Below are 25,201 nucleotides of genomic sequence, written 5' to 3' on the forward strand. Positions count from 1 at the left end.
GATTTTTAATTAATTCCCATTTTATAAGTTTAGAAACCCTAATGTCTGAAAATGAAATTATCGAAACTGAACCAACCTACACTTTAGCGATTGCTATTGAGTTCTTAGGAACGCATTATCATGGCTGGCAACGGCAACGAGAGGTTTTGGGTGTACAAGAAGCCTTAGAGACAGCTATCGGCAAAGTTGCCAATGAGCCTGTAGAAATCATCGCAGCTGGGCGTACTGATGCCAGCGTCCATGCGAGCAATATGATTGCCCATTTTACGACTCATGCGTATCGCCCAACTCATAACTGGTTACGCGGTGTGAACAGCCTACTTCCCGATGATATTGCTCTACGCTGGATACAACCTATGCCAGCTGATTTTCACGCGCGTTTTGGTGCTATTGCTCGTCGCTATCGTTATATTACGCTCAACCAAGCACAGCGTCCTGCCATACTAAATCATCAAGTGACTCATATCTATGAACCGCTTGATTTAGAAGCCATGCAGCAAGCAGCAGCTGATATCGTCGGTACACACGATTTTAGCAGTTACCGTGCTGCTGCCTGTCAATCCAATCAACCAGTGCGTACGATTAGCCATGCAAACCTTTTTGCTCATGGCCAATTTATCGTTTTTGATATACAAGCAGATGGGTTTTTACATCATATGGTTCGCAATTTGATGGGTACATTGTATGCCATTGGTAGACATGAGCTAGATCCAGCAGATTTTTTGAATATTTTGCAGAAAAAAGATCGAACGATTGCACCACCTACGGCTTCAGGTGATGGATTGTATTTTATCAATGCCTATTATCCTGAACGTTTTCAGAGCTTATTGCCAGATGCACCGCTAACACCTGTCTGGTTAAATCTACCTGATTAAATTAATATCATTTGGCATACATATCACTTACATGCTGTCAAGTCAAAAGCAGGTTCGTATTGCTTTAATCCACTAACTTACGTATAATATGGGCTTATTTTTTAATTGATTGATACAAATTATGGCAAAAGACGATATTATTGAATTTGAAGGCGAAGTCATTGATACCCTTCCTAATACTTTGTTCAAAGTTCGTTTAGAAAACGGGCACGAAATCATCGCGCATATCTCTGGTAAGATGCGTAAGCATTATATTCGTATCTTGACAGGTGATAAGGTTAAAGTTGAAATGACGCCTTATGACCTATCTAAAGGCCGTATTACCTACCGTGGTAAAAACTAAATACTGACTGACCAATATGGTTATGAAAGTGTTAGCATTGGTAAGATACAGTCAATAGCCGAATAGCTACGTTATCGCTGATAGCTGATATGACGCTTGGGTAGTGAAACTGATAATAATAATGAAAATGCTAATCTGCTCATTATTGCCTATCAATATTTTAGTTATTTAGTAATTGACTGTTTCTACTTACCATAAAAAATACCGCTAGATTTTAGCGGTATTTTTTTCGTCTATTTTTTATGACTTAGTACTATGGCATTTAACTAAATTCAACAGTTGCGCCGTTAACTAAATTCAACAGTTGCGCCGTTAACTAAATTCAACAGTTGCGCCGTTTTTTATGACTCCGAGCAAACTAAGCGCGTCCCAATTGGTCAAACGCACACAACCTGCTGATGCTTGACGACTGATACGAGCAGGATCTGGTGATCCATGGATGCCATAAGTTGGTTTACTAAGCCCAATCCATACTGAGCCTACTGGATTGTTAGGACCTGGTGGAATGATAGACTTGCTACCGTCATTGGCCGTATAAGTATAGTTGGGCTCGTGCACCTTTACTTTGACAGTATGAGTACCTGTTGGTGATGGGGTCGCTGTACTGCCCACTGTCGTCGGATAGCTAGCGATCAAATTGTTGTTCTCATCATAAGCGTAGAGTGTCTCAGTGGCCTTATCAGCAACGACGCGATGCACAGGCTTGGTATTAGGATTACCAGGGTTATATACCGTGATGATTTCACCCGCAGTAAAACTGGCATCAGGATTAAGCGATTTTAAATATTTTTCACTAATATGAAACTTCTCTGCCAACGCCTCAGTAAGACTTTCGTAGTACATTCCCTCAAGCTTGGATTTGGCAACAGAATCAGCAGGTATGGTTGTGGTTTTGACATTCACATCTGCTTCAGTAAGCTGATAACTGACTAGTACTGGTTGAGTCGTGAGCTTCTCATTTTTGGTCAGCGCTTGCCACGTCTCAGCGTTTAACGTATCAGTTACGTCTAAACCATTCGCTTTTTGAAACGCCTGCATGGCTTTGCGAGTATTTTTGCCCCAGTAGCCATCGACAGGCCCTACTCCGTTATGATGCCAGTTTAATAGAGCCTGCAGCTTTGTTCCTATATTACGATCGATCTCTGCATCCGCCGTCCAAGTGACATTGTTTATCTTTTTTGCATTGTCAGATAGGTTCTCAGTTGTGTATTTAATAGTAGGCAGTAGCTTATTCAATGAAGTCGCAGCTTTACTATCTCCTGTTAATTTTTGACTTACGCCATTAGTCACTGGACTGACTTCTGCCGAAGCCTTGACGCTATTACTTGCGTTCACACTATCCGTTGTCTCTGCTGCGATGCTTTGCCCCATGAATAGTAAGCTAGAGAGACTAACCACTGTCAATGCTTTACTGATTCTTGTTAATTGATACATGTAATACTCCTCATTTAAGAAATTCTATTTTTATTTTCAGTTTTCAAATACTACAGTTTTTTGGATTTTTAGAACTTACCTTTGGCATCTAGATTTTGGATATTTTACTTTTGCTAAAAGCGAAATATTTTAGCTCCTTTATAAGCTACTAATATTGTCATATTACCTTGTGAGCATATAACAGCTTTGTGTTAAAAGGAGCTTTGTTGTACAGCGTCTCTGTTAATACGATACTTATAGATAAGCTAACAAATAAACGATAAAAAACCCATACGCCACTTGGTAGCCTATGGGTATACAACACGCAAACTAAGACTGTGGAAAATGCTATATAGGAATAGCCTTTAAACGCAAGTTAACTTATATCAGTTTGGCCAAAACCGCTTGACCCATTTCTTTACAGCCTACCTGCTTAAGTCCAGCTTCGCTGCTATCTAAAATATCTAGCGTACGTAAACCATCATCAAGCACATCACTGACTGCTTGCTCAATTGCTTGTGCCGCTTCTTCTTGCTTGAAGGTGTAACGCAGCATCATAGCAACAGATAAGATAGTCGCTAACGGGTTGGCTTTATCTTGTCCTGCGATGTCAGGCGCTGAACCATGACACGGCTCGTACATACCCTTACCTGACTCATCTAAACTCGCTGATGGCAACATACCGATAGAGCCTGTCAACATCGCAGCTTCATCAGATAGGATATCGCCAAACATATTACCTGTCACCATAACATCGAACTGCTTAGGATCTTTAATCAACTGCATGCAAGCGTTGTCAGCATACATATGTGATAACGCCACATCGCTATAGTCAGCCTGCTGCATCTCGATCATCGTCTGTTTCCACAGCTCGGTGACTTCTAATACATTGGCCTTATCAACTGAACATACCTTAGCTGCTGTGCCTGCTGCTTGCGCACGCGTTTTTGCCAATTCAAAGGCAACTTTACCAATACGCTGAATCTCACTTGTGCTATACACCATCGTGTTATAGCCTTGTTGCTCGCCGTTTTCTAGTGTGCGAATACCACGAGGCTCACCGAAATAGATACCGCCTGTCAGTTCACGAACGATCAATAGATCTAGACCTGAGATAATTTCAGGTTTGATACTTGAGGCATTAGCCAACTGTGGATATAGCTTGGCTACACGTAGGTTGGCAAATAAACCAAGCTCACCACGGATTTTCAATAGACCACGCTCAGGACGTTTACTACGCTCGATCGCATCCCATTTAGGACCACCGACCGCACCTAGCAATACAGCATCTGCGGCGCGAGCACGATCCAATGTTTCATCTGGCAAAGGCTCACCAGTTGCATCAATAGCCACACCGCCAATTAATCCAGACTCAAGCGTTAAGTCAAGTGAAAACTTATCATTGACAGCTTTGAGCACGTCAACGGCTTGGGTCATGATTTCAGGGCCAATACCATCACCCGCTAATGTTAAAATCGTTGCCATACTGATCCTTTTGAAATATTTTTATTGGTTGGTTATATTTTTGAGCTTTTCATACTCATATTTTATGCTGCCATTTTTTTGGCTTTAGGTGCTGATGTTACTGCTTTGGCCATACCAGTCTCTACAAACTCACCTTGATGCTCAGCGTCTAGTTGCTTACAGAATCGGCGCTGTACTTGAGTGCCTTGCAATAGCTCAATACATAAGGGCTCAGGTGATGCTGTGTCTAATAGACTGCCTGATTTTTCGCTGTTCTTCTTTTGATAAGCACGTAACTGATAGGTGCCTGCTTCAGTGAAATCATGAATCATCGCAAAACGCTCAACATAGCCCATGTTGTTCTCTGGATAAAAATTAACATGAACCTCGTGTTTGGCAGGCATGACTCGTGCATAGTAGTTGGTCAATCCTGGCATACTAGAAGGCGCTAACGGCACAACTTTTATGGCATTTTTATTGACCAGTGGTGTCATATCCATATTCATCGATGTTTTCGCCATACCTTCTTGACGTGGTAAGGCTGTCATAATCTGAGGATTGATTGGTTCGTGACTGTTGGGCGCGATAATGAGTGTTTTATCTATCTGCACAATTTCGCAATGATATGTACCCACACAGGCAATATTTACTTCACCAGCGATAGGTTTAATTTTACCCACCCATGCTTCAGCACTCTCTGCCTCATTTATTTTTTGATAGCCCGTCAATAGCTGACAGCCTGACAATAATAAGCTTGCAGCAACAATTGTACTTGTCCATAGAGCATAACGTTTTGTATTCATAATGGCGGCTACTATTCAAGAGAGATAATAAAATGTAGTGAAAAACTATCCTTCATTTTAGACAGTTCACCGCAATAACTCAACGCTGCGTTGCGACTACTCATATTTTATTAGCAATAGATTATAGAATGACCTTCTACGCTCGTACGTCGTTAAATATCCACGGTGTTTTTTGCATCATTTGTTGCTCATAATCTTTGATAGCATCACTTTGTTGCAAGGTTAAACCAATATCATCAAGTCCGTTTAACAAGCAATGTTTGCGAAAAGCATCTACTTCAAAGGCATACTCTTCACCAGTTGGTGTAATAACGACTTGACGCTCAAGATCAGCGGTCAATTCATAGCCTTCGTTATCAAAAGTCGCCTTCATTAACGTATCGACAATCGCTTCATCCAACACAATCGGCAACATGCCATTTTTGAAACAGTTATTGTAAAAGATATCTGCAAAACTAGGCGCAATTACCGTACGGAAACCATACTCTGAAAGTGCCCAAGGTGCATGCTCACGACTAGAGCCACAGCCAAAGTTTCTACGTGCTAGTAAGATAGTAGCACCTTGATAACGTGGTTTGTTTAATACAAAATCTGGATTGATGACTCGTGTGCTGTTGTCTTGACCAGGATAGCCTTCGTCAAGATAGCGCCAATCGTCAAATAGATTTACGCCAAAACCTGTACGTTTAATAGACTTTAAAAACTGTTTTGCGATAATTTGGTCGGTATCGACGTTTGCGCGATCTAACGGGCAAACGATACCTGTTTGGGTGTTATAAGCTTGCATAAAATTTCCTATCAATTATATTTTTGCTGGCTGATGATCTTGATAAGCATGTTAAATAGTAAATAAGTTTTTACCATCTTTGACAGCATGCTCATATATTTATCGTTAATACAAGCATGATGTCAGCTACTTATTATCAGACTTAAAACGTACGAACGTCTACAAAATGACCTGCCAACGCGGCGGCAGCTGCCATTGCTGGGCTTACTAAATGCGTACGACCACCGTTACCCTGACGACCTTCAAAATTACGATTAGACGTTGAGGCGCAATGCTCTTGCGGCTCAAGTTTGTCTGCATTCATCGCAAGACACATCGAGCAGCCCGGCTCACGCCATTCAAAACCAGCTTCAGTAAATAACGTATCCAAGCCTTCAGCCTCTGCTTGCAGTTTCACTTGTCCAGAGCCTGCAACAACGATCGCTTCTTTTACGTTATCAGCAACTTTGCGACCTTTGATTACCGCTGCCGCATCACGTAAATCTTCGATACGTGAATTGGTACATGAACCAATAAATATACGGTCAAGTTGAATATCCGTAATTTTCTGACCAGCTTCTAGCCCCATATAAGTATAAGCGCGTAACCAGCCTTCTTCTTGAGCTTCATCAATGGCTTGATCTGGTGTCGGTACGGATTGCGTGATATCTACCACCATCTCAGGCGATGTACCCCAAGACACCTGCGGTGCAATTTGACTACCGTCGATTTCTACCACAGTATCAAATACCGCGTCATCGTCTGAATATAGTGTGCGCCAGTAGGCTTCAGCTTGTTCCCATTGTGCTTCGCTTGGCGCATATGGACGACCTTTGACATAATCAATTGTCGTGTCATCGACCGCAACCATACCGACACGCGCACCTGCTTCAATCGCCATGTTACAGACGGTCATACGGCCTTCCATACTCATGTCTTCGAACACTTGACCTGCAAATTCAATCGCGTGTCCTGTTCCACCTGCTGTACCGATTTTTGCAATAATAGCTAACACCACATCTTTTGAAGTGACGCCAGTGCCAAGTTGACCAGTGACGCGGATTTGCATATTTTTTGATTTCTTTTGAATCAAACACTGCGTTGCCAATACATGCTCAACTTCAGAAGTTCCGATACCATGAGCCAAGCAGCCAAGTGCCCCATGGGTCGCTGTATGCGAGTCACCGCAAACAACCGTCATACCCGGCAAGACCAAACCTTGCTCTGGACCGACCACGTGCAAAATACCTTGACGCGCATCATTGATAGTAAATTCAGCAATATCAAACTTAGTGCAATTATCGTCCAACGTGACAACCTGCAAGCGTGATACCTTGTCTTTAATCCCAGGCACCCCTTCTAGGCGCTCTTTAGTGACGGTCGGCACATTATGATCTGGACTGGCAATGTTAGCCGATAAACGCCATGGCGCTCTATTTGCCAACTCCAACCCTTCAAATGCTTGCGGACTCGTCACTTCGTGCAACAGGTGGCGGTCGATATAAATCAGGCTCGAACCATCGTCGCGCTTGGTGACTTCGTGAGCGTTCCAAAGTTTGTCATATAACGTTTGACCAGCCATGTTGCTATCCTTTATAGGTTACTAATTACTTAATTTTTACTTACTTGCACATTGCCAAGCTAAGATTCTACGTAAATGCTATGTCTATCTATAATGTTTAATAATTACTATCGTATCTAAGATTTAAATATTATTTCTTTATGAGACTCTAAATATGACTAAAATTAACGCTTAAAATACGTTTTAAATAGCAAATAGCCAATTTTTTAGAATAAATATGTCACAATATGCCTCGATGTCTTGTGATTATAGCAGGCAAATCCTATAATAATAATTGATGATTTTTAACCAGACGCAAACTTTTATTTCTAATATGTTGTGATTGGGTCAGCCAACTTTTATTTATAGCTTGTAAAGTAGCTAAGGACATTCGTTTGAACACCACAAACTTGACGACATTCGTTACCGTTATGCACACTGGCAGTATCTCAGGCGCCGCAGAAAAGCTATTTATCACGCAGCCTGCTGTTAGTAAACGCATCAAGAACTTAGAAGACGAGTTTAACATTACCTTGTTTGATACGGTAGGACGCGGGATTGTGCCTACTCAGGCGGCTAGCGAAATGCTACCTCATGCCAAGCGTTGGCTAGAAGATTATGAGAACTTTAAAATCAACTTACAGCATTCTCAGCATATCGTCTCTGGCAAGTTAGTCATTGGTACTAGCCATCATATTGGCCTACATCATTTAGCACCCGTCTTGAAACACTTCATTCAAGCTTATCCAGCTGTTCAGTTAGAAGTACACTTCGTAGATTCTGAAAAAGCTCATAAAGCAGTACTAGATGGTGATTTGTCTTTGGCCTTTGTAACTCTACCTCCTGTATATGATAAGCGCTTAACTTATCACACGCTCTGGTCAGACCCTCTTTATTTTATGACGGGTACACTATCACCTTTGGCTACTAAATCTAATGTGACGTTGGAGCAGTTAGCGCGCTATCCTGCCATTTTGCCTTCTGCCAATACCTTTACCAGTCAAATTACCTTGGCTGAGTTTGCCAAGCACAATCTGAAGCCTTATGCCACGATGAGCACCAACCCTCTTGAGTCTATCCGTATGCTGGTATCTGTTGGTCTTGGTTGGTCAGTACTACCACAAACGATGGTCAGTCAAGATTTGGAACGTATCGATATGGCTGACAATATTGAATTACAACGCTATTTAGGTGTGGTTATCAATCCAAAATTAACTCAATCTAGCAGCGTGACCGCCCTACTAGACTTACTTGCGCCTATTGAATAAAAAGAGCTCACTATAACAGTCTAAGAATTAAGCTATTCGCATTTGTGATTCTCATGCGTTATAATACGCTTGACGTTGCTTTTATAACAAAAATTTACCACAAGGACACTGATAGTCATATATTGAATACTTCTAGTAAGATATGATGGTTAACAGTAGGTTTAATGGTTTTGGTTGATTGTGTAGGTTGCCAATACTCATATATAAATAGCAGATGCGAGCAATAACAATAGATAAGTGGAATGCGAAATTCCCATTGTTCTCTATCTCTATATGAGTGCTAGCCATAGAACGACATCAATCATATATAACTACAGAAGATACTGAAAAAAGCCATTATGTCTCAATTAATGGCTTTTTTTGTCTTTAAATATTGTTTTGGACATCGCCTTGTAGGACAGAACTTTTATAGTTAAAAAATAATTACAGCCAACCATGTTGGTTAAGGACAATTTATATGAACGGAGTTTCTAGTGGCGTGCTGATATCACTCGGCGCCTATTTCTTAGTGATGATTGGGATTGGTGTTTACGCTTATTTTAAGCAAGCCAATGATACTGAAGGCTATATGTTAGGGGGTCGTAACTTAGGCCCAGCAGTAACCGCACTTTCTGCAGGTGCATCAGATATGTCAGGTTGGTTACTACTTGGCTTACCTGGTTATATGTTTGCCGATGGTGTGGTCAGTATTTGGATCGCGCTTGGTTTGACATTAGGTGCATTATTAAACTATCTCATCGTAGCACCTCGCCTTCGTGTTTATACCGAAGTGGCTGACAACGCTATCACCCTACCAGATTATTTCGCCAACCGCTTTGAAGACAAGTCGCACATGCTACGCGTCATCTCAGCAGTGGTCATCATTCTATTCTTTACCGTCTATACCGCTGCAAGTCTTGTAGGTGGTGGTAAACTCTTCGAAAGCTCACTTAACCTATCGTATAGTACTGGCCTATGGGTTACTGCTGGTGTGGTTGTGGCTTATACGCTATTCGGTGGTTTCTTAGCAGTATCTATGACCGATTTCGTACAGGGTGTCATCATGCTGTTTGCCATGGTAATCGTACCTGTCGTTGCCTTTACTGATCTTGGTGGTATTTCAGCCACTACAGAAGCCGTTAGAAACATCGACCCTACCCTTTTAGACGTTACTAGCGGTATGAGTGTCATCGGTATTATTTCGTTAATGGCATGGGGCTTAGGTTACTTTGGCCAACCGCATATTATCGTACGTTTTATGGCGATTCGTTCAGTGAGAGATGTACCGACTGCACGTAATATCGGTATGAGCTGGATGGTTGTGAGTCTGGTTGGTTCACTAATGACTGGTTTTGCTGGTCGTGCCTACGTACAAAAAACTGCGATGACGTTGGATGATCCTGAGACTATCTTCTTAGTATTCACTCAGTTCTTGTTCCATCCATTGGTTTCAGGTTTCCTATTAGCAGCTATTTTAGCAGCAATTATGAGTACTATCTCATCGCAGCTATTGGTTGTATCAAGCTCTCTAACCAAAGATGTATACAAACTATTCTTTGATAAAGACGCACCAGAAGCTCGCCAGGTATTGGTTGGTCGTATCTCAGTTATCATTGTCGCTATTGTTGCCATTATGCTAGCGTCTAACCCAGATAGCTCAGTATTGAACTTAGTTTCTAATGCATGGGCAGGATTCGGTGCAGCGTTTGGTCCATTGGTTATCTTCAGCCTTACATGGCGTGGTATGAACCGTAATGGTGCTGTTGCTGGTATGGTTGTTGGTGCGTTGACTGTTATCCTATGGATTTATGGTCCTTTCCAAGTAGATGGTATGGCACTAAATAGCTGGTTATATGCTATCGTTCCAGGCTTTATCTTAAGTACTATCGCTATCTTTGCCGTTAGTATCATGACTGGTGGCCCAAGACCTTCAGTTTCTGCTAAGTACAAAGAGATGGAGTTAAACTTAAACAAATAAGTTTACGTAATATCTTAAGATTATTGTTATAGAAAAACCTCGTCATTATTGGCGAGGTTTTTTTATGAGTAACGATTTAGTATATTTAACCTACTACAGTATTAAACAAAGAGAACTTATGATCAATGAGACAGTAGTATGGATAGCTCTGTGATGGATATACTAAGCCAGATTGTCCTAGCCTATTTGGCATTCCAACTGCTGCTCACTTTTACGAAGTAAGCCTTTATCAACAATACTTCTTTTCTTAATATCACATTTGATTACCTATTTAGATCTTTTCCTTGTATACCTCAAGTATGCTACGTTATTAACAACTCATTCGGTAAGGTAAGAGTGCGTATAGGTTCTTAAATGCAAGGGTATTTGCTGTATATGGACACTAAGCTAAACTAGGCAAATAAAATGTAGTCGTGCTATATGAATTAATACTATAAAGATTATATTTGCTGTTCTATCTATATTTGAGAACTTACAGTCAAATAGGTAATAGAAAGCCCATAAAAAAGCGACCCATCATAGGTCGCTTTTTTATTATCCAGCAGTTATATAAAGAAGCTATTTACCTTGATACGACAGCTTTAAACCAGCAATATAACCATCATTATCTTGGAAATCACCAACGATCTTTCCACTAGGTAGACGACCTTTTGCATCACCGAACCATAAGTATTTACCACCAGCAGACACGGCCCAGTTTTCCGTCACGTTGTATTTGGCACCAAGACCGACGCTGTAATAGCCATCGACAGGACCTAACGACGTTGTTGGATCACCGGCACCACTATCCCAACCCACAGTACCACTTATAGCAAGTGCAGGCGCGACACGCTTGGCAAGACCTAGCTCCACTTGCCATTGGTCATCTTCGTATTCAACCAAGTCCAAACCATCAGGGCCGTAATTACGTTTACTAACGTCATTATATAATGGTGGTGTGATGGCAAAATCGCTCCATGGTACCCAACGGACCTTTGCCGTTGCTAAAGTAGTCGGATTGATACCTGTTTGGAAATCAAAGTTGACTGATTTAGGGGTTGTAATCTCATAATTACTGTTCCGGTTAGCAGCCGCAGCCCCTATAGCCGCTGCCTGTGCTGGAGTCGCTCCTTGCTGCAAAGCAGCTCCTTGAGCCAAAATACCTGCTATAGGATAATTCTCAGAGATATCTATATCATGGTCAATCTCAGAACGATAAGTCAACGCTGCTTTTAGAGCAATTTCAGGCTTGCTATAGGCAATACCTGCTATATAACCGTAATCCATATCAGGATTGCTGTTTGAGGTATAACCACTAGCAGGCCCATAAGCTAAGCCACGCAGCTTGGTTTCAGATTGGATACGCTGAGCAACTGGACCACCATAAATTTGGAAGTTTTTATTCGCGCCGAACTTCATACCAAGGATACCCGTTAGGCTTTGGCTACGAACTTCTACATTGGTATTTTCACCTGCAGTACTTGCTTCGGCTAGTGCTATGGCACCTGCAGTCTGTGGGTCTACACCATCACCTACCAAAGCCCCTCCTGAAGCATTCCTGTCTTCACTTGCCACAAAATTACTTTGCGTGTATTCAGCCGCAGCGCCAAAAGGCTCATCATATAGTACACCCACACTGAACGTGTCGTTGATATCAGTTTTTACACCATAACGGAAAAAGTCATAAGCTTCAGCAATATCACCCGTTTTGTCGCCGCGCTCATAGTCATTTTGGCCAGGGTTGACATTCGAACTATCGTAGCCGCTTACATCAGCGTCAATATAAGTATAGACCGCTTCAGCGTAAGTGCCATCTTGAAAAAAAGCAGTGACATCTTGACCTGAACGATCAAGACCAGCAGCGTTGGTTACGCTAGCAACAGAGAGAGTAGCAATAGCTACTGCAAGGGTTTTCAAATGAAAGGTAGTGCGCATTGTGTATCTCCAACGGTCCTTGTTGTATTAATACTTTAATAACCATTATGTAGCATTGCTATGCTTAATACTGGTATTACTAAAGTTTCGTCCTAAGTTGAATACTAATGTCTTTTTGACACTAAAACAACATTTAAAGTGCTTTATTTTTCAAATATGACTGAACAGTACATATAAGATATAAATAAAATGCTGTGGTTTACTTTTTGTCTTTAATGTGATTTTTACAGTAATGTTGATAGTCAGAAAATAAATATTTTTACCCATAAGCTGTTAAATGTGATTTTTAAAAATACATAATAAAAAAGCGACCCATAATGGATCGCTTTTAATATTAATAACAAACAGCATCACATAATTCATTTGTGATTTACTGAGCTTGGTAAGAGACTTTTACACCCAATACAAAACCATCGTTACTTTCGAAATCACTAACAATCGTCTTAGTTGGGATTTGACCTTTGGCATCACCGAACCATAGATACTTACCACCAGCAGATATCGCCCAGTTCTCGGTAACATTATATTTTGCGCCAAGGCCAGCACTATAATAGCCTTCGATAGGACCTAACGAAGTGACAGGGTTACCTGCACCGCTATCCCAACCGACAGTACCACTTACTGCCAATGCTGGCGCTAAGCGTTTGGCCAGACCTAACTCTACTTGCCATTGGTCATCGTCATAGCTGACTAAAGATAAACCTTTATCATCATTAGTTGCTTGCTTGCTTACTTCATTATAAAGTGGTGGAACGATTGCAAAATCACTCCATGGTACCCAACGTACTTTGGCAGTCGCTAAGGTTGTAGGGTTGATACCAGTTTGGAAATCGAAGTTAACTGATTTAGGTGTAGTAATATCTAGCGTATTACCTTGATTCGCTTCACCACCTAAAGCTGCTACTACTGGATATATTTCATCGATATTCGAGCTGTGGTCAATTTCAGAACGATAGGTCAAAGCCGCCTTTAGAGCGATTTCAGGTTTACTATAAGATATACCAGCGATATAGCCATAGTCGGTATCAGGACTAATATGAGCGGTATAGCCTGTAGCAGCACTATAGGCACTACCACGAAGACTTACATCAGCTTTGATACGCTGAACAACAGGACCACCGTACACTTGGAATTCTTTGTTTTGACCAAACTTAGCACCTAGGATACCTGTGATGCTTTCGCTACGGACTTCAACATTTGTGCCTTCATCATTCGCAAGGCGACCATCCGCAAAGCCTTCTAATTGCTCAAGTTGATTTAACTGTGCTTGACCTTCTGCTAGCTGCGTTTCGCCAGCGGCGATACCTGCTAAACCAGCATTAATCTGTGGACGCAGTGCAGGCTCAAGTGCTGGGTTTTGATTAACAGCTGCTTGGGCTTGTCTTACTTGCTCTCTAACTGCATTTAAACGAGTTTCAGCAGCAGTTAACTGGTTTTGAGTACCTTCAACTAAACCTTTCAACTCTTCTACATTATTAACGCCTAATCCACCTAGACGCGATGCAATAATATTATTAACAGCATCAGTTGGTGCGCCTACAAAGTTATTATTTCCAGTGTAATCGGCTGCTGCACCAAAAGGCTCATCATATAAGATACCAACACTGAATGTATCGTTGATATCTGTTTTTACACCGTAACGGAAAAAATCATAAGACTCTGCGATGTCATCGATCTTATTACCTGAGGTATCTTTACCAGTAACGTCAGCATCGATATAAGTGTAGACAGCTTCTGCATAAGTGCCGTCTTGTAGGAATGCGGTGATATCTTGGCCTGAGCGATCAAGGCCAGCAGCACTAGCGACGCTAGCAACAGAAAGAGTAGCAACAGCTACTGCAAGAGTTTTTAAATGAAAGGTGTGGCGCATTTTATATCTCCAAACATCCGCATTGTTTTACTGTTTTACCTAGTTTTAATAGGCAATCAGCATCCGAGGTGGAAGATAGTAAAGACTTTTTAACACTAAAACAACTACAAAAACACATTATTTCTATGTTATGACCACATAGTCATCAGACAGTATCTATATATAAAAATACGTATATATCTTCCGCTATTAGATGCTTTCTTTCCAAATTCTACTCATTAATAATGTGGCGGTCTGTCTGCCATTACATCAAACGGTGCAATACCGCTTTCCGTATCTTGACCTTCAATCTGTTTATAAATCAGCTGTAATTGACGTTGCAGCGTATGAATATCTCTGTCTTGTCGCGTGATTACGTCATCCAGTCGTTCGACGGTCACTTCAAGATGCGCGAGGCTCATTTGCAAATCGATTACTTGGGCTTGCAAATCATTTTGAATATCAGAAGTATCATCTGTAATTCTAGGTTGGTTCATATTTTTCTCTAAATTATATTAAGTATTAAATTGAAAGAATGGATTATTAAGGGGTGCTGTAGATTAGCGATAAATCTATAATAATAGCCATTGACTAGCAGCCGTTAGTAAAAGCAATAAATAGTACTGATAAAACTATTTACTCGCACTACAGTGACGCGGTGGCATGTTATACTGCAGGCAATTTTGCAACAACCCCTACCTCACTATTATATAAGCTTAAGATACTCTATGGCACTGATTCATTTAAAAGACATTCACTTAGCCTTTGGCGTCGCGCCTGTTCTTGATGGTATTGATTTTTCTATCAATACAGGCGAGCGTGTGTGCTTGATTGGCCGCAACGGCGAAGGTAAATCTACTTTGTTTAAACTGATCAATGGCTCATTGCAGCCTGACAGTGGCGAGATTATTACCAACAGTAGCATGCGTGTAGCGATGCTAGAGCAAGACGTTCCTGAGACTAGCGGTCGCATATTAGACATCGTCATGGGCGGCAGTCGTCGCACGGCTGATTTGCTCATTAACTATAATAAGCAAGTCGATATGTGCGCGAATGGCGATATGGATGCCTGTGAGCACATGGCGACCCTACAGCATGATATCGATGCGGTGCATGGTTGGGACTTGGAGCGCGATGCCATGCGTCTGATTACGACCATGGGCCTTAATCCAGAAGATGACTTATCATCTCTATCTGGTGGTCGTAAACGCCGCGTGTTACTTGCTCGGGCGCTAGTTACTAAGCCTGATGTGCTACTACTAGATGAGCCAACCAACCATTTGGATGTTGAAAGTATCGAATGGTTAGAGCGCTTTTTGCTTGACTGGCAAGGCCTGACGTTGTTGTTCGTGACTCATGATAGAGCATTCGTCAATAAACTATCGACTCGCATTATTGAGCTTGACCGTGGCCAATTGACCAGCTATGACGTGACACAAGGCGAAGGTGGCTACGCGCGCTATCAAGAGCTGAAAGAGCTACAGTTACAAGCTGAAGAAAAGAACAATGCCAACTTTGATAAAAAACTGGCACAAGAAGAAGTTTGGATTCGCCAAGGTATCAAAGCACGTCGCACTCGTAATGAGGGCCGTGTACGTGAACTAAAAGCCTTACGTGAAGAGCGTAGCGATCGCCGTGAGCAAGTGGGCAATGTAAACATCACCATGGGTCAAGGCGAGAAAAGCGGTAAGCTTGTCTGTAAAGTCAAAAACTTACATCTTGAATATGACGGCAACGTACTAGTAGATGATTTTACGACCACTATTATGCGTGGAGATAAGATTGGTATTGTCGGCCCTAACGGTGCGGGTAAAACTACGCTTATTAAAGCCCTACTCGATATGTCTGATGACGAAGTTACCAAGTCTGGTAGCGTCGAATTAGGTACTAACCTGAAAATCGCATTTTTCGATCAGCTGCGTGATCAATTGGACCTTGAAGCGAGCGTTGCACAAAACGTTTCGGAAGGCTCTGACTTTGTCGAAGTTGGCGGTCGTAAGACGCATATCATGAGCTACTTGCAAGATTTCTTATTTGCTCCAGAGCGCGCACGTACACCTGTCAAAGCCTTGTCTGGTGGTGAGCGTAACCGAGTACTACTGGCTAAACAGTTATTAAAACCTGCCAATATCTTAGTACTCGATGAGCCAACCAACGATTTGGACATGGCAACACTTGAGCTATTAGAAGAATCAGTCGCCAGCTTTGGTGGTACGATTTTGCTGATCAGTCATGATCGTTCATTCATGGACAACGTCGTTACCTCTACGTGGGTGTTTGGCGAAGATGAAGACGGCAAAGGAGTGGTCAGTGAGTATGTAGGTGGTTATCAAGAGTACCTCGTACAAAAAAACCGTGAAGAAACATCCCGTGCTGCCAAAGCACCTGGCAACAATGCGGCTAGTAATAAAGCGACAAACAAGTCTGGCGCAGCAGCGAAACCAAATAAGGCAGCCAAAAAGCTAAATTATAATGATCAACGCGAACTGGATAACTTGCCAAAAGAAATCGCTGCACTCGAAGCCGAACAAGCTCAATTGCAAGAAAAGCTGGCCGATGGCTCTTGGTTCAATACTGACTTTGATGCGGCGACAGCTGCTAGTGAGCGTCTCCTAACCATTGAAGATGAGATGATGCACAAGCTTGAACGTTGGAGTGAGCTTGAAGGCTAATAATGGCAACTCTCTAACTGAGTTTATTGGAATATCGCACATGTACTGCGTATTGCGTATTTCGATAAATAAGTTTCTGATAGTCTGACAAAACCTTATTAATCATTATGAAAACATCACCACTTTATTATATAGAGTGGTGATATTTGTTTTACAGCAACTTACAAAGTAGTTAGATGGTGAAAGTTAGTGAACATTGCCTGAATTTCAAGTATCATTCGCTATTGCTGAAAATCCTTATTATTTATAAGGTCATCACATCATAATCCTTGTTAAAGCAAAGTTAGCGTTAAACGTTGATAATCCAACTGTTTTGGTTTGATTATCATATTCAACCTTCTAATATGTCCTATTGAGGTTGCTTTATTTTTAACGCAATAATTTATTTTATCACCGAAATAGCTTAGAATAGCAACAATTAGCAAAATTAGGCACAGCTAAAGTGGCTTGATATTGTATATTTTCTAAGCCACAAACCCAGTGTGGGATAATCCCATTTCATTCACCTGGAGGAAGTATTAATGAGCCAAGCCGAAGGCGTTAATGTACAACGCCGTAGAGTTCTTATTGCCTCAACTGCCGCGATTGGTGCAGCTGGGGTAGCTGCCGTGGCGACACCTTTTGTCCGTTCTTGGTACCCAAGCGCTAAAGCTGAGGCTGCAGGGGCTGCAGTGACCCAAGATATTGGTTCTATCGAAGATGGACAAATGATCGTCGTCAAATACCGTGGTAAACCTATTTATGTGGTTAAGCGCACCGAAGACATGGTTGCAGGATTAGAGTCAGTCAAACCTCTATTATCCGATCCTGAGTCTGATGCGTCTCTACAACCTGAATATTGCAAAAATCCTACTCGCTCTTTAGATCCAACCGTATTGGTTGTCGAAGGCGTTTGCACACATTTGGGCTGTGCACCAAACTACCGTCCTGATGTGGGCGCGGTGGATTTAGGTGGTAATGATTGGTACGGCGGATTTTTCTGTCCGTGTCACGGGTCAAAATATGACTTAGCAGGTCGCGTATATAGCGGCGTCCCTGCACCACTTAATTTACCCGTTCCAGAATATGGTATGGATGGTACCATCTTGACGGTTGGGGAGGCTTAATATGAGTATGGGTAAAAAGTTAATGCATTGGGTGGACGCGCGTTTTCCAGCGACCGAAACCTATGAATACCATATGTCAAAGTACTACGCACCAAAGAACTTTAACTTTTGGTACTTCTTTGGCGTGCTATCAATGATTGTACTGGTCAACCAATTGGTGACTGGTATATGGCTTACGATGATGTACAACCCAAGTGCCGAAGGGGCATTTGCGTCTGTTGAATACATCATGCGTGACGTAAAAGGTGGTTGGCTCATTCGCTATATGCACTCAACCGGCGCATCTGCGTTTTTCGTCGTTGTATACCTGCATATGTTTAGAGCCTTGTTATACGGTTCATACCAAAAACCTCGTGAGCTTATTTGGCTCATCGGTATGGGTATCTACCTAGCACTTATGGCAGAAGGTTTCTTCGGTTACCTACTACCTTGGGGCAACATGTCATTCTGGGGTGCTCAGGTTATCTTGAACTTACCTGCAGCGCTACCTGTTATTGGTGATGGCCTTGCTGAATGGGTACGTGGTGACTATATCATCTCTGGTATTACCCTAAACCGTTTCTTCGCTCTACACGTTGTTGCTATTCCATTAGTACTCGTGGGCCTAGTATTTATGCATATTGTGGCGTTGCACCATGTGGGTTCCAACAACCCTGATGGTATCGACATCAAAAAGCTAAAAGACAAAAATGGTGTGCCTTTAGACGGTATCGAATTCCATCCGTACTACACTGTGCATGACATGGTTGGTATCGTAGTATTCTTTATCTGTTTCTTTGCAGTGGTATTCTTCTTCCCAGAAGGCGGCGGTTTCTTCCTTGAGCCACCAAACTTTGAGACAGCGAACTCACTGAAAACACCAGCGCATATTGCTCCAGTATGGTACTACACGCCTTTCTACGCTATCTTGCGTGCTGTTCCTGATAAGCTTGGTGGTGTTATCGCAATGGGTGCTGCAATTGCTGTATTGTTCTTGATTCCATGGCTTGATAGATCGCCTGTACGCTCTATGCGTTACAAAGGTATCTTGTCTAAAATCGCGCTTACTGTATTTGCTATTAGCTTTGTTGTATTGGGCTACTTGGGTGCGACACCTGCTACCCCAACGGCAACTATCATGGCTCGTGTATTCACGATTCTATATTTCTTGTTCTTCTTACTGATGCCGTTCTACACTGCCATTGAGAAGTGTAAACAGCCACCAGAACGCGTTACCGGAGGTCACTAATGAGCACGCTAATTAAATCCCTAGCTGGTCTAGGCTTAGGCGCGGCATTGACGTTGACTGCTGGTACGGCAATGGCAGCTGGTGGTGGTGGATGTGGTACGTTTACCAACGCTGAAGGCGTTGACGAGCATTTGGCTTGTAGTACTGCCCCTATTGATTTTACCAATAAGGGCTCGCTACAAAACGGTGCAAAAATCTTTATGAACTACTGTGCTGGATGTCACTCAGCTAAGTATGTTCGTCACTCACGCATTGCGAAAGATTTAGAGATACCGCCTGAGTTGGTTGAAAAGTATTTGATGGTTACTACCGATCAAATCGGTGACCACATTACTGCTGAGATCGATCCTGAGATTCAAGCATCTTGGTTTGGCGCAGCGCCGCCTGATTTATCACTTGAGACACGTCTGCGTGGCGACGACTGGGTATATACTTACCTACTGTCGTTCTATGAAGATCCAAGCCGTCCTTGGGGTGCAAACAACTTAGTACTGGCCAATGCAGCGATGCCTCACGTATTGCATAACATGCAAGAAGAGTTGAGCCAAGAAGAGTTTGAATCTGAAGTTGGTGACTTGGTTAACTTTATGGCGTGGATGGGTGAACCTGCTCGTCACGACCGTCAAGTAATTGGTTTCTTTGTAATTCTATTCTTATTAGTACTGCTCATCCCAGTTTACTTATTGAATAAAGAATTCTGGAAAGATGTCAAATAAGTCATAGTCAGCAGTTAGTTTTTAGAAATAAAAAAGGCACTACTTCGGTAGTGCTTTTTTGTGCCTTGATATAGAGTGTAAATACTAGATAATCCGGAAAATAAGTCGCTCAGCGCTAATGTTTACGTACTCTACCTTGATAAACGTTGCGAGTTTGTTTACGATGACAACCTTCACTATTAACATTAGGCTTTCATGATTGATGCGAATGACATTCCAAGTAGTCAGCTAATTTTGTATGCTGATGACGGCTACGACAGTCATGTGGTACGCCTATTACTTGAAGAAAAAAAGCTCGCTTACTATTTGTCTCGCTTACATTCTGAGCGCCCTGAAGATTTGACTGAGCTAAACCCCTATCATACCTTGCCTGTTTTGCAGCAGCGTGAGATTGCGCTTTATGAGATTAACGTCATTTTTGAATATCTTGAAGAGCGCTATCATACAAATAAACTGCTCCCTGAGACACCGCAAGAGCGTGCACAGTTTCGCCAACTGGCTTGGCGCATTCAGCGTGATTGGTTAGTACTTGGTAAGCGCTTGTTGACGCATCCAGACAGTTTTAATAAAGCACAAGCTGCCATTGCCAAAAAACAGCTCAGTGATTCATTAATTACTCTGTCACCGCTGTTCGCTCATAAGCCTTATTTTATGGCTGATGAGTTTGGTTGGTGTGACGTGTTATTAGCACCACTATTATGGCGATTAGACGAGATGGGTATTGAGCTGCCACGTGCCATTAGCCGTCCATTGTTTGAATACCAAACGAGAGTGTTTGAGCGCAGTAGCTTCCAAAAAAGTGTGCGTTGATTAGACAAGTATCAAAAGCTGTCCTAAAATAAAGTATAAATAAGATAGACGTTAATTAGCATCTGTCATTTGATAAATTGCTAAACGAGATATTTTTCATTATTAAAAATTATTAGTATAGGAAATCATTAGATGAGCGAAACCACCTCTATTACACCTACCCGCCCTTATATGGTACGCGCACTATATCAATGGATAGAAGACAACGCTCTGACACCATACTTGATGGTCGATGCTACCGCTGACAATGTGCAAATACCAACCGAGCATGTGCAAGACGGTCGTATCGTATTAAATATCGCCAGCCGTGCTACGGGTAACATGAGTATGGAAAATGACTATATTCATTTTAGTGCGCGCTTCGGTGGTGTATCACAAGAAATCTGGGTGCCACTTACTGCGGTGATGGGTATCTACGCTAAAGAGAACTCGCAAGGGATGTTCTTTGATCCAAAAGAGTATGACAACTATCAGCCAGAAGACGACTCAGCACCAATGTCTAACAATAGCCCTGCTAAAGCACCTAAACCAAAGCGCGATAATAAAGCTGGTTTAAAAGTTTTAAAGTAGAAACTCTTAAAATAAATAGAACCTTAGAACAGTTCTATTTAACCCAATAAAAAAGCTAGCCATATTTAATATGACTAGCTTTTTTATTAACTATTTAAAGGCTTATTAACTTTCTATAACTGATAAGCTTTTAAACGGACGCCTACTGATTAGGTTCTTGGCAGTGTCACGCCGCGCTGACCTTGGTATTTACCACCACGATCTTTATAACTGGTCTCACAGACATCATCAGCATCGCTTTGGAAAAACAGCATTTGCGCTACGCCTTCACCAGCATAGATACGGGCTGGCAGGTTGGTCGTATTACTAAACTCTAAAGTAACATGACCTTCCCACTCAGGCTCAAGCGGCGTTACGTTGACGATAATACCGCAGCGCGCGTAAGTTGACTTACCTAGGCAGATAGTCAATACATCACGCGGAATACGGAAATACTCCATAGTACGGGCTAAAGCAAACGAATTAGGTGGAATAATGCACTCATCACCAACGATATCGATAAAGCTTTTATCATCGAAGTTTTTAGGATCAACGACCACTGAATGTACGTTGGTAAAAACTTTAAATTCAGGAGCACAGCGCACATCATAACCGTAGCTTGAGGTGCCGTAGCTAACCAAACGCTCGCCTACATCATTAAAGCGCACTTGACCTGGCTCATACGGTTCAATCATGCCGTGCTCTTCGGCCATTTTACGAATCCAGCGGTCAGACTTAATAGACATTGTTGTTCCTTAGCAAATATTTAATAGCGACGATTATACGGAATTGGTGGCTGAATTTATAGAGGAGCGGCTACTTAAAACTGAATACAGCCATTAATCTCATTTATTCCCATGTTATGTCTTAGAAGCTACCATTTGGCAAAATGATCTTCTGCGAGCCCCATGACATTATCAAGCCTAATAACTTCATCTCTTATTCGAATTTCACCACTATAAAAACCTATCCACTGCTCAAAGATACTGGCTATCACACCAAAATTATCGGTCTTTTTATAGACGATAATCGGTGTGAAGCTCAAATCAATATCGACATTGCTCCACCCTAGATTTTGATGATAGATACGCCATGGCTTTGAGATGCTAGCGTCAGTTTCTACATTTTCTATACTTGGCTCAAGACTATCTGGCTGACTTGATCGAATATTTGAACCCTCACGAGCAAACATAACGGGTGGTAAATAGAATATCTGCCCATCAAGCCAGCAAGCATTTTCACTGGCTCCTGTCTCATTGACACCCATAGACAGATTGAGCAAAAAGCGACGGCCATCTGACAAATAGCTAGTGATACAGCTCCAAAACCAATTGGTCTCATGACGCATATAGCCGAGCGTCCAATCTAGATTGGCAATAGTAGCATCGGTGAAAGTTATTTTTTGAGGTTGAGCATCAGGAGCATCAGTATGAAACTTTGACTTGGCTTTAATGAGTAAATGCCCAGATAGTGCGGTCAACGGCTCTTTTCGCGTAAACGTCCAGCCACGCCTACCAGTCGGCGTACATATGGCTAACGGTTGTGCGCTTCGTGCTAACGCTGCTGTTATTGCAACATACTGACTGTCGAGCGCAATAGTCATCTGAGCAGGACTAAAATCCAAGGTGACGCTGAGCTTTGTATGTGTAAATGCCATCTGCCCTTGATAACCATCACCGTCTAAGTGCGTATGATGCGTCAAAGGCTGTAGCGCCTCACAGACTTCCAGCTGCTGAGTATCCTCATTATAAATGTAAACGAAAGCACTAGTCGCAAGCTTAATCGTCGCCAATGCTAGACAGACTCGATAAGGCGGCTGAATGATTTGGATAAAGCAGAATTGGTTGGCTTTTAGTTCTTTACGCCAGTTAGGTAAGGATTTTTGTGAAATGAGATGACTATAATAGTCTAAGTAGTTGATACTTTTGACTTGGGAGAAAACCCCAAAAACAGGCTGACCATTTTGGATAAGATATTCGAGATTTGCCAGTTTTAAATTGGCGGCAGTATACAGTTTGTCGTGGCTTTTATTCATGATATCGGCATCCTAGCCAAATTTTTCTAAAGGTACTATCTGTCCTTGATAGCGAACTTCAGTACATAGAATACTTCTTCTTGCTTTACTGGAGGCTACATGAATCAATTCTATTATCATCCTAGTTTCAACAGGCGTTAATCCATCCAATAGCTCTTCGCTCACATTAACTACCGCAATACCACTGACCCCATAAGAGTGTTTGGGAAATTTATATAGTAAGTCTACTATCGCTTGTGTAGCAGTAGAAAAGTCTATAAATAGCAGACGGCGATTGCTAAAATCAGCATGAATTTCATAACGTTTGCTACTCCCATCTTTATAGTAGCAAACGGCACTCAACTGATTGTTTGAGAGTTCAATGACGTATATCGGTGGGCGAAATAATCGTAGGACTCTATACTGCTTGGGAGTATTGTCTAAATGGCTTTGATAAATAGATAAGTTCAAGATATCCTCTTTTTAGACAATACATTCACTTTAAAAGTCGCCAGCTTAGGCTACTTCTCCACCATCAAAAAATCCGCTTGTCATCGATAGGCTTTGCAAATTTATTGATGTTGGTTTCGATATTTTTGGCAATATCTAGGTAATATTGTGCAAACTCATCATCAGCTAAGACGCTTGGCACACCTTTATCCACTTGTGCACGAATGCCACTGGCAAGTGGTAGCTGACCCAATAGCGGTACCTGATACTGCTCAGCGATAAACTCACCGCCACCCGTACCAAAGATCGCTTCGGTGTGGTTACAGTTGCTACACGTATGTAGCGCCATGTTTTCAACCACGCCAAGCACAGGAATGTTGGTTTTGTTAAACATCTCAACGCCTTTTTGCGCATCGAGCAAGGCAACATGCTGCGGCGTTGTGACAATAACAGCACCCGTGACTGGAATACGCTGCGCCAATGTCAGCTGTATATCACCCGTACCTGGCGGCATATCAATTACTAGATAGTCTAGCTGCGGCCAGTTGGTTTGATTATATAGCTGCATCAATGCACCCGTGGCTTTTGGTCCACGCCATGCAACCGGAGTATTATCTCCATCAAGCAAACTACCGATAGAGAGCATTGCCATACCATGCGCATCAACTGGCACGAATTGCTCATTTTCTAATTGCGGTTTCACATCAGCAACGCCTAGCATCGTTGGCATACTAGGACCATAGATATCGGCATCTAGCACCCCAACGCGATTACCAAGCTTTTGTAGTGCTAAGGCGATATTGACCGTCGTTGTCGATTTACCAACACCGCCCTTACCCGATGCCACTACGATAATATGGCGAATACGCGGATGCGCTGCTAGCGATGCTTGTGTCGGTGCCGCTTTAGTAATCGGTGGCTCAGCGTTATTGCTATTGTCAGAGCTATGACTATCAGGATTAGTGGCAGGCTTGCTCTGACTATCCATCGCATTGGTCGTCTTTGGCATTTGCTTTGGTAAGCTTGAACCTGAACCCTTTTCTGGCGCAGGCAGACGCACGTTCATATGAATCGTGGTAATACCATGCGGGTGTAGCAACTGCCCAAGCTCCTGCTGGATAACTTCAGGATTGCTATCTTTTGGCAAACGCAGGTCTAACGTAAGTGCTTCGCCATCACGCTCAAGTCCTGTGACCATCGTGGCAATACTGACGGCACCTATCTCATATCCAAGTAGGACTTTGTCGACGGCACTATCACGCTCTGCCTGCTGCTGAGGCGTTTCGGTTTTTGTGGTTTTTTTCTTCATAAAGTTAAACATAGCTACTATTATGGCCTATACAAGTGGGTAGATCTGACAAATCGCTCAAGTCGTCTCGTTGCGCATATTACAACCGATAACGTTAATGAGTATATTAGCCAAACCTTCTATCGTGACAGTGT

22 protein-coding genes are annotated in these 25,201 nt (G+C 42.2%); 10 read left to right on the top strand and 12 right to left on the bottom strand.

Annotation, left to right across the window (positions count from 1 at the left end; all coding sequences use genetic code 11):
* Positions 1–41 precede the first annotated feature (41 nt).
* Together truA and infA are read left to right on the top strand one after the other, a co-directional pair.
* Complete coding sequence (gene truA, locus ACI2IW_RS01390) at positions 42–875, top strand: tRNA pseudouridine(38-40) synthase TruA (RefSeq protein ID WP_404692400.1); 834 nt, start codon at positions 42–44, stop codon at positions 873–875.
* 121 nt (positions 876–996) lie between these two features.
* Entirely contained in the window at positions 997–1,218 is a 222-nt protein-coding gene (gene infA, locus ACI2IW_RS01395) for a translation initiation factor IF-1 (RefSeq protein ID WP_021814850.1), read from the top strand.
* Positions 1,219–1,530: 312 nt separating this feature from the next.
* Here the strand turns inward: infA and ACI2IW_RS01400 are convergent, their stop codons facing one another.
* The 5 genes from ACI2IW_RS01400 to leuC form a co-directional block, all read right to left on the bottom strand.
* Positions 1,531–2,652 (bottom strand): L,D-transpeptidase family protein, encoded by a 1,122-nt coding sequence (locus tag ACI2IW_RS01400; protein ID WP_404692401.1) that lies wholly within the window; start codon positions 2,650–2,652, stop codon positions 1,531–1,533.
* A gap of 360 nt (positions 2,653–3,012) precedes the next feature.
* Positions 3,013–4,116, bottom strand: coding sequence for a 3-isopropylmalate dehydrogenase (gene leuB, locus ACI2IW_RS01405; protein WP_404692402.1), 1,104 nt, complete (start codon positions 4,114–4,116; stop codon positions 3,013–3,015).
* 62 nt (positions 4,117–4,178) lie between these two features.
* Entirely contained in the window at positions 4,179–4,898 is a 720-nt protein-coding gene (locus tag ACI2IW_RS01410; RefSeq protein ID WP_404692403.1) for a hypothetical protein, read from the bottom strand.
* A 136-nt stretch (positions 4,899–5,034) separates the two neighbouring features.
* The gene (gene leuD / locus ACI2IW_RS01415; RefSeq protein WP_057759322.1) at positions 5,035–5,685 is read right to left on the bottom strand and encodes a 3-isopropylmalate dehydratase small subunit; all 651 of its coding nucleotides are present in this window, start codon (positions 5,683–5,685) and stop codon (positions 5,035–5,037) included.
* A gap of 142 nt (positions 5,686–5,827) precedes the next feature.
* On the bottom strand, positions 5,828–7,246 hold the full coding sequence (gene leuC / locus ACI2IW_RS01420; RefSeq protein WP_238068399.1) for a 3-isopropylmalate dehydratase large subunit: 1,419 nt from the start codon (positions 7,244–7,246) through the stop codon (positions 5,828–5,830).
* Positions 7,247–7,620: 374 nt separating this feature from the next.
* Between leuC and ACI2IW_RS01425 the strand changes: the two genes are divergently transcribed.
* Complete coding sequence (locus ACI2IW_RS01425) at positions 7,621–8,493, top strand: LysR family transcriptional regulator (protein ID WP_101205469.1); 873 nt, start codon at positions 7,621–7,623, stop codon at positions 8,491–8,493.
* A 457-nt stretch (positions 8,494–8,950) separates the two neighbouring features.
* A complete protein-coding gene (gene putP / locus ACI2IW_RS01430; RefSeq protein WP_101205470.1) occupies positions 8,951–10,450 on the top strand; it encodes a sodium/proline symporter PutP in 1,500 nt (499 codons plus the stop codon).
* A gap of 558 nt (positions 10,451–11,008) precedes the next feature.
* Here putP and ACI2IW_RS01435 read toward each other — a convergent pair.
* The 3 genes from ACI2IW_RS01435 to ACI2IW_RS01445 all read right to left on the bottom strand — a co-directional run bounded on the left by ACI2IW_RS01435 (position 11,009) and on the right by ACI2IW_RS01445 (position 14,710).
* Complete coding sequence (locus tag ACI2IW_RS01435; RefSeq protein WP_404692404.1) at positions 11,009–12,364, bottom strand: outer membrane protein transport protein; 1,356 nt, start codon at positions 12,362–12,364, stop codon at positions 11,009–11,011.
* Positions 12,365–12,734: 370 nt separating this feature from the next.
* Complete coding sequence (locus tag ACI2IW_RS01440; RefSeq protein ID WP_404692405.1) at positions 12,735–14,234, bottom strand: outer membrane protein transport protein; 1,500 nt, start codon at positions 14,232–14,234, stop codon at positions 12,735–12,737.
* Positions 14,235–14,452: 218 nt separating this feature from the next.
* On the bottom strand, positions 14,453–14,710 hold the full coding sequence (locus ACI2IW_RS01445) for a SlyX family protein (protein WP_179798783.1): 258 nt from the start codon (positions 14,708–14,710) through the stop codon (positions 14,453–14,455).
* Positions 14,711–14,941: 231 nt separating this feature from the next.
* Between ACI2IW_RS01445 and ACI2IW_RS01450 the strand changes: the two genes are divergently transcribed.
* The 6 genes from ACI2IW_RS01450 (at position 14,942) to ACI2IW_RS01475 (ending at position 21,315) form a co-directional block, all read left to right on the top strand.
* Complete coding sequence (locus ACI2IW_RS01450) at positions 14,942–16,885, top strand: ATP-binding cassette domain-containing protein (protein ID WP_404692406.1); 1,944 nt, start codon at positions 14,942–14,944, stop codon at positions 16,883–16,885.
* Between the two features lie 521 nt (positions 16,886–17,406).
* A complete protein-coding gene (gene petA / locus ACI2IW_RS01455; protein WP_057759305.1) occupies positions 17,407–17,991 on the top strand; it encodes a ubiquinol-cytochrome c reductase iron-sulfur subunit in 585 nt (194 codons plus the stop codon).
* Between the two features lie 7 nt (positions 17,992–17,998).
* Positions 17,999–19,219, top strand: coding sequence for a cytochrome bc complex cytochrome b subunit (locus ACI2IW_RS01460; RefSeq protein WP_371531454.1), 1,221 nt, complete (start codon positions 17,999–18,001; stop codon positions 19,217–19,219).
* Positions 19,219–19,935 (top strand): cytochrome c1, encoded by a 717-nt coding sequence (locus ACI2IW_RS01465; protein ID WP_201579094.1) that lies wholly within the window; start codon positions 19,219–19,221, stop codon positions 19,933–19,935. The genes ACI2IW_RS01460 and ACI2IW_RS01465 overlap by 1 nt, the downstream gene beginning before the upstream one ends.
* A gap of 195 nt (positions 19,936–20,130) precedes the next feature.
* The gene (locus ACI2IW_RS01470) at positions 20,131–20,745 is read left to right on the top strand and encodes a glutathione S-transferase N-terminal domain-containing protein (protein WP_057759299.1); all 615 of its coding nucleotides are present in this window, start codon (positions 20,131–20,133) and stop codon (positions 20,743–20,745) included.
* Between the two features lie 132 nt (positions 20,746–20,877).
* On the top strand, positions 20,878–21,315 hold the full coding sequence (locus ACI2IW_RS01475; RefSeq protein ID WP_102078541.1) for a ClpXP protease specificity-enhancing factor: 438 nt from the start codon (positions 20,878–20,880) through the stop codon (positions 21,313–21,315).
* A 149-nt stretch (positions 21,316–21,464) separates the two neighbouring features.
* Here ACI2IW_RS01475 and dcd read toward each other — a convergent pair whose 3' ends face one another.
* The 4 genes from dcd to apbC all read right to left on the bottom strand — a co-directional run bounded on the left by dcd (position 21,465) and on the right by apbC (position 25,079).
* Positions 21,465–22,040 (bottom strand): dCTP deaminase, encoded by a 576-nt coding sequence (dcd, locus tag ACI2IW_RS01480; protein WP_404692407.1) that lies wholly within the window; start codon positions 22,038–22,040, stop codon positions 21,465–21,467.
* A gap of 128 nt (positions 22,041–22,168) precedes the next feature.
* Positions 22,169–23,329, bottom strand: coding sequence for a DUF2804 domain-containing protein (locus ACI2IW_RS01485; protein WP_404692408.1), 1,161 nt, complete (start codon positions 23,327–23,329; stop codon positions 22,169–22,171).
* A 12-nt stretch (positions 23,330–23,341) separates the two neighbouring features.
* Positions 23,342–23,779, bottom strand: a complete 438-nt coding sequence (locus ACI2IW_RS01490; RefSeq protein ID WP_404692409.1) for a hypothetical protein — start codon at positions 23,777–23,779, stop codon at positions 23,342–23,344.
* 64 nt (positions 23,780–23,843) lie between these two features.
* Positions 23,844–25,079 carry an iron-sulfur cluster carrier protein ApbC gene (gene apbC / locus ACI2IW_RS01495; protein WP_404692410.1) on the bottom strand — a complete coding sequence of 412 codons (1,236 nt, stop codon included), beginning with the start codon at positions 25,077–25,079 and terminating at the stop codon, positions 23,844–23,846.
* Positions 25,080–25,201: the final 122 nt, after the last annotated feature.

Origin of the sequence: Psychrobacter sp. NPDC078501, assembly GCF_044900935.1 — a bacterium.
Classification (GTDB): Bacteria; Pseudomonadota; Gammaproteobacteria; order Pseudomonadales; family Moraxellaceae; genus Psychrobacter.

What these genes read in the sequence shown, in the direction of transcription:
- ACI2IW_RS01450 (WP_404692406.1), top strand. Translation starts at nt 14,942, where the DNA reads ATGGCACTGATTCATTTAAAAGACATTCACTTAGCCTTTGGCGTCGCG.
- ACI2IW_RS01435 (WP_404692404.1), bottom strand. Translation starts at nt 12,364, where the DNA reads ATGCGCACTACCTTTCATTTGAAAACCCTTGCAGTAGCTATTGCTACT.
- leuC (WP_238068399.1), bottom strand. Translation starts at nt 7,246, where the DNA reads ATGGCTGGTCAAACGTTATATGACAAACTTTGGAACGCTCACGAAGTC.
- ACI2IW_RS01400 (WP_404692401.1), bottom strand. Translation starts at nt 2,652, where the DNA reads ATGTATCAATTAACAAGAATCAGTAAAGCATTGACAGTGGTTAGTCTC.
- ACI2IW_RS01465 (WP_201579094.1), top strand. Translation starts at nt 19,219, where the DNA reads ATGAGCACGCTAATTAAATCCCTAGCTGGTCTAGGCTTAGGCGCGGCA.
- putP (WP_101205470.1), top strand. Translation starts at nt 8,951, where the DNA reads ATGAACGGAGTTTCTAGTGGCGTGCTGATATCACTCGGCGCCTATTTC.
- truA (WP_404692400.1), top strand. Translation starts at nt 42, where the DNA reads ATGTCTGAAAATGAAATTATCGAAACTGAACCAACCTACACTTTAGCG.
- ACI2IW_RS01475 (WP_102078541.1), top strand. Translation starts at nt 20,878, where the DNA reads ATGAGCGAAACCACCTCTATTACACCTACCCGCCCTTATATGGTACGC.
- petA (WP_057759305.1), top strand. Translation starts at nt 17,407, where the DNA reads ATGAGCCAAGCCGAAGGCGTTAATGTACAACGCCGTAGAGTTCTTATT.
- apbC (WP_404692410.1), bottom strand. Translation starts at nt 25,079, where the DNA reads ATGTTTAACTTTATGAAGAAAAAAACCACAAAAACCGAAACGCCTCAG.
- ACI2IW_RS01470 (WP_057759299.1), top strand. Translation starts at nt 20,131, where the DNA reads ATGATTGATGCGAATGACATTCCAAGTAGTCAGCTAATTTTGTATGCT.
- dcd (WP_404692407.1), bottom strand. Translation starts at nt 22,040, where the DNA reads ATGTCTATTAAGTCTGACCGCTGGATTCGTAAAATGGCCGAAGAGCAC.
- infA (WP_021814850.1), top strand. Translation starts at nt 997, where the DNA reads ATGGCAAAAGACGATATTATTGAATTTGAAGGCGAAGTCATTGATACC.
- leuB (WP_404692402.1), bottom strand. Translation starts at nt 4,116, where the DNA reads ATGGCAACGATTTTAACATTAGCGGGTGATGGTATTGGCCCTGAAATC.
- ACI2IW_RS01445 (WP_179798783.1), bottom strand. Translation starts at nt 14,710, where the DNA reads ATGAACCAACCTAGAATTACAGATGATACTTCTGATATTCAAAATGAT.
- ACI2IW_RS01460 (WP_371531454.1), top strand. Translation starts at nt 17,999, where the DNA reads ATGGGTAAAAAGTTAATGCATTGGGTGGACGCGCGTTTTCCAGCGACC.
- ACI2IW_RS01410 (WP_404692403.1), bottom strand. Translation starts at nt 4,898, where the DNA reads ATGAATACAAAACGTTATGCTCTATGGACAAGTACAATTGTTGCTGCA.
- leuD (WP_057759322.1), bottom strand. Translation starts at nt 5,685, where the DNA reads ATGCAAGCTTATAACACCCAAACAGGTATCGTTTGCCCGTTAGATCGC.
- ACI2IW_RS01440 (WP_404692405.1), bottom strand. Translation starts at nt 14,234, where the DNA reads ATGCGCCACACCTTTCATTTAAAAACTCTTGCAGTAGCTGTTGCTACT.
- ACI2IW_RS01485 (WP_404692408.1), bottom strand. Translation starts at nt 23,329, where the DNA reads ATGAATAAAAGCCACGACAAACTGTATACTGCCGCCAATTTAAAACTG.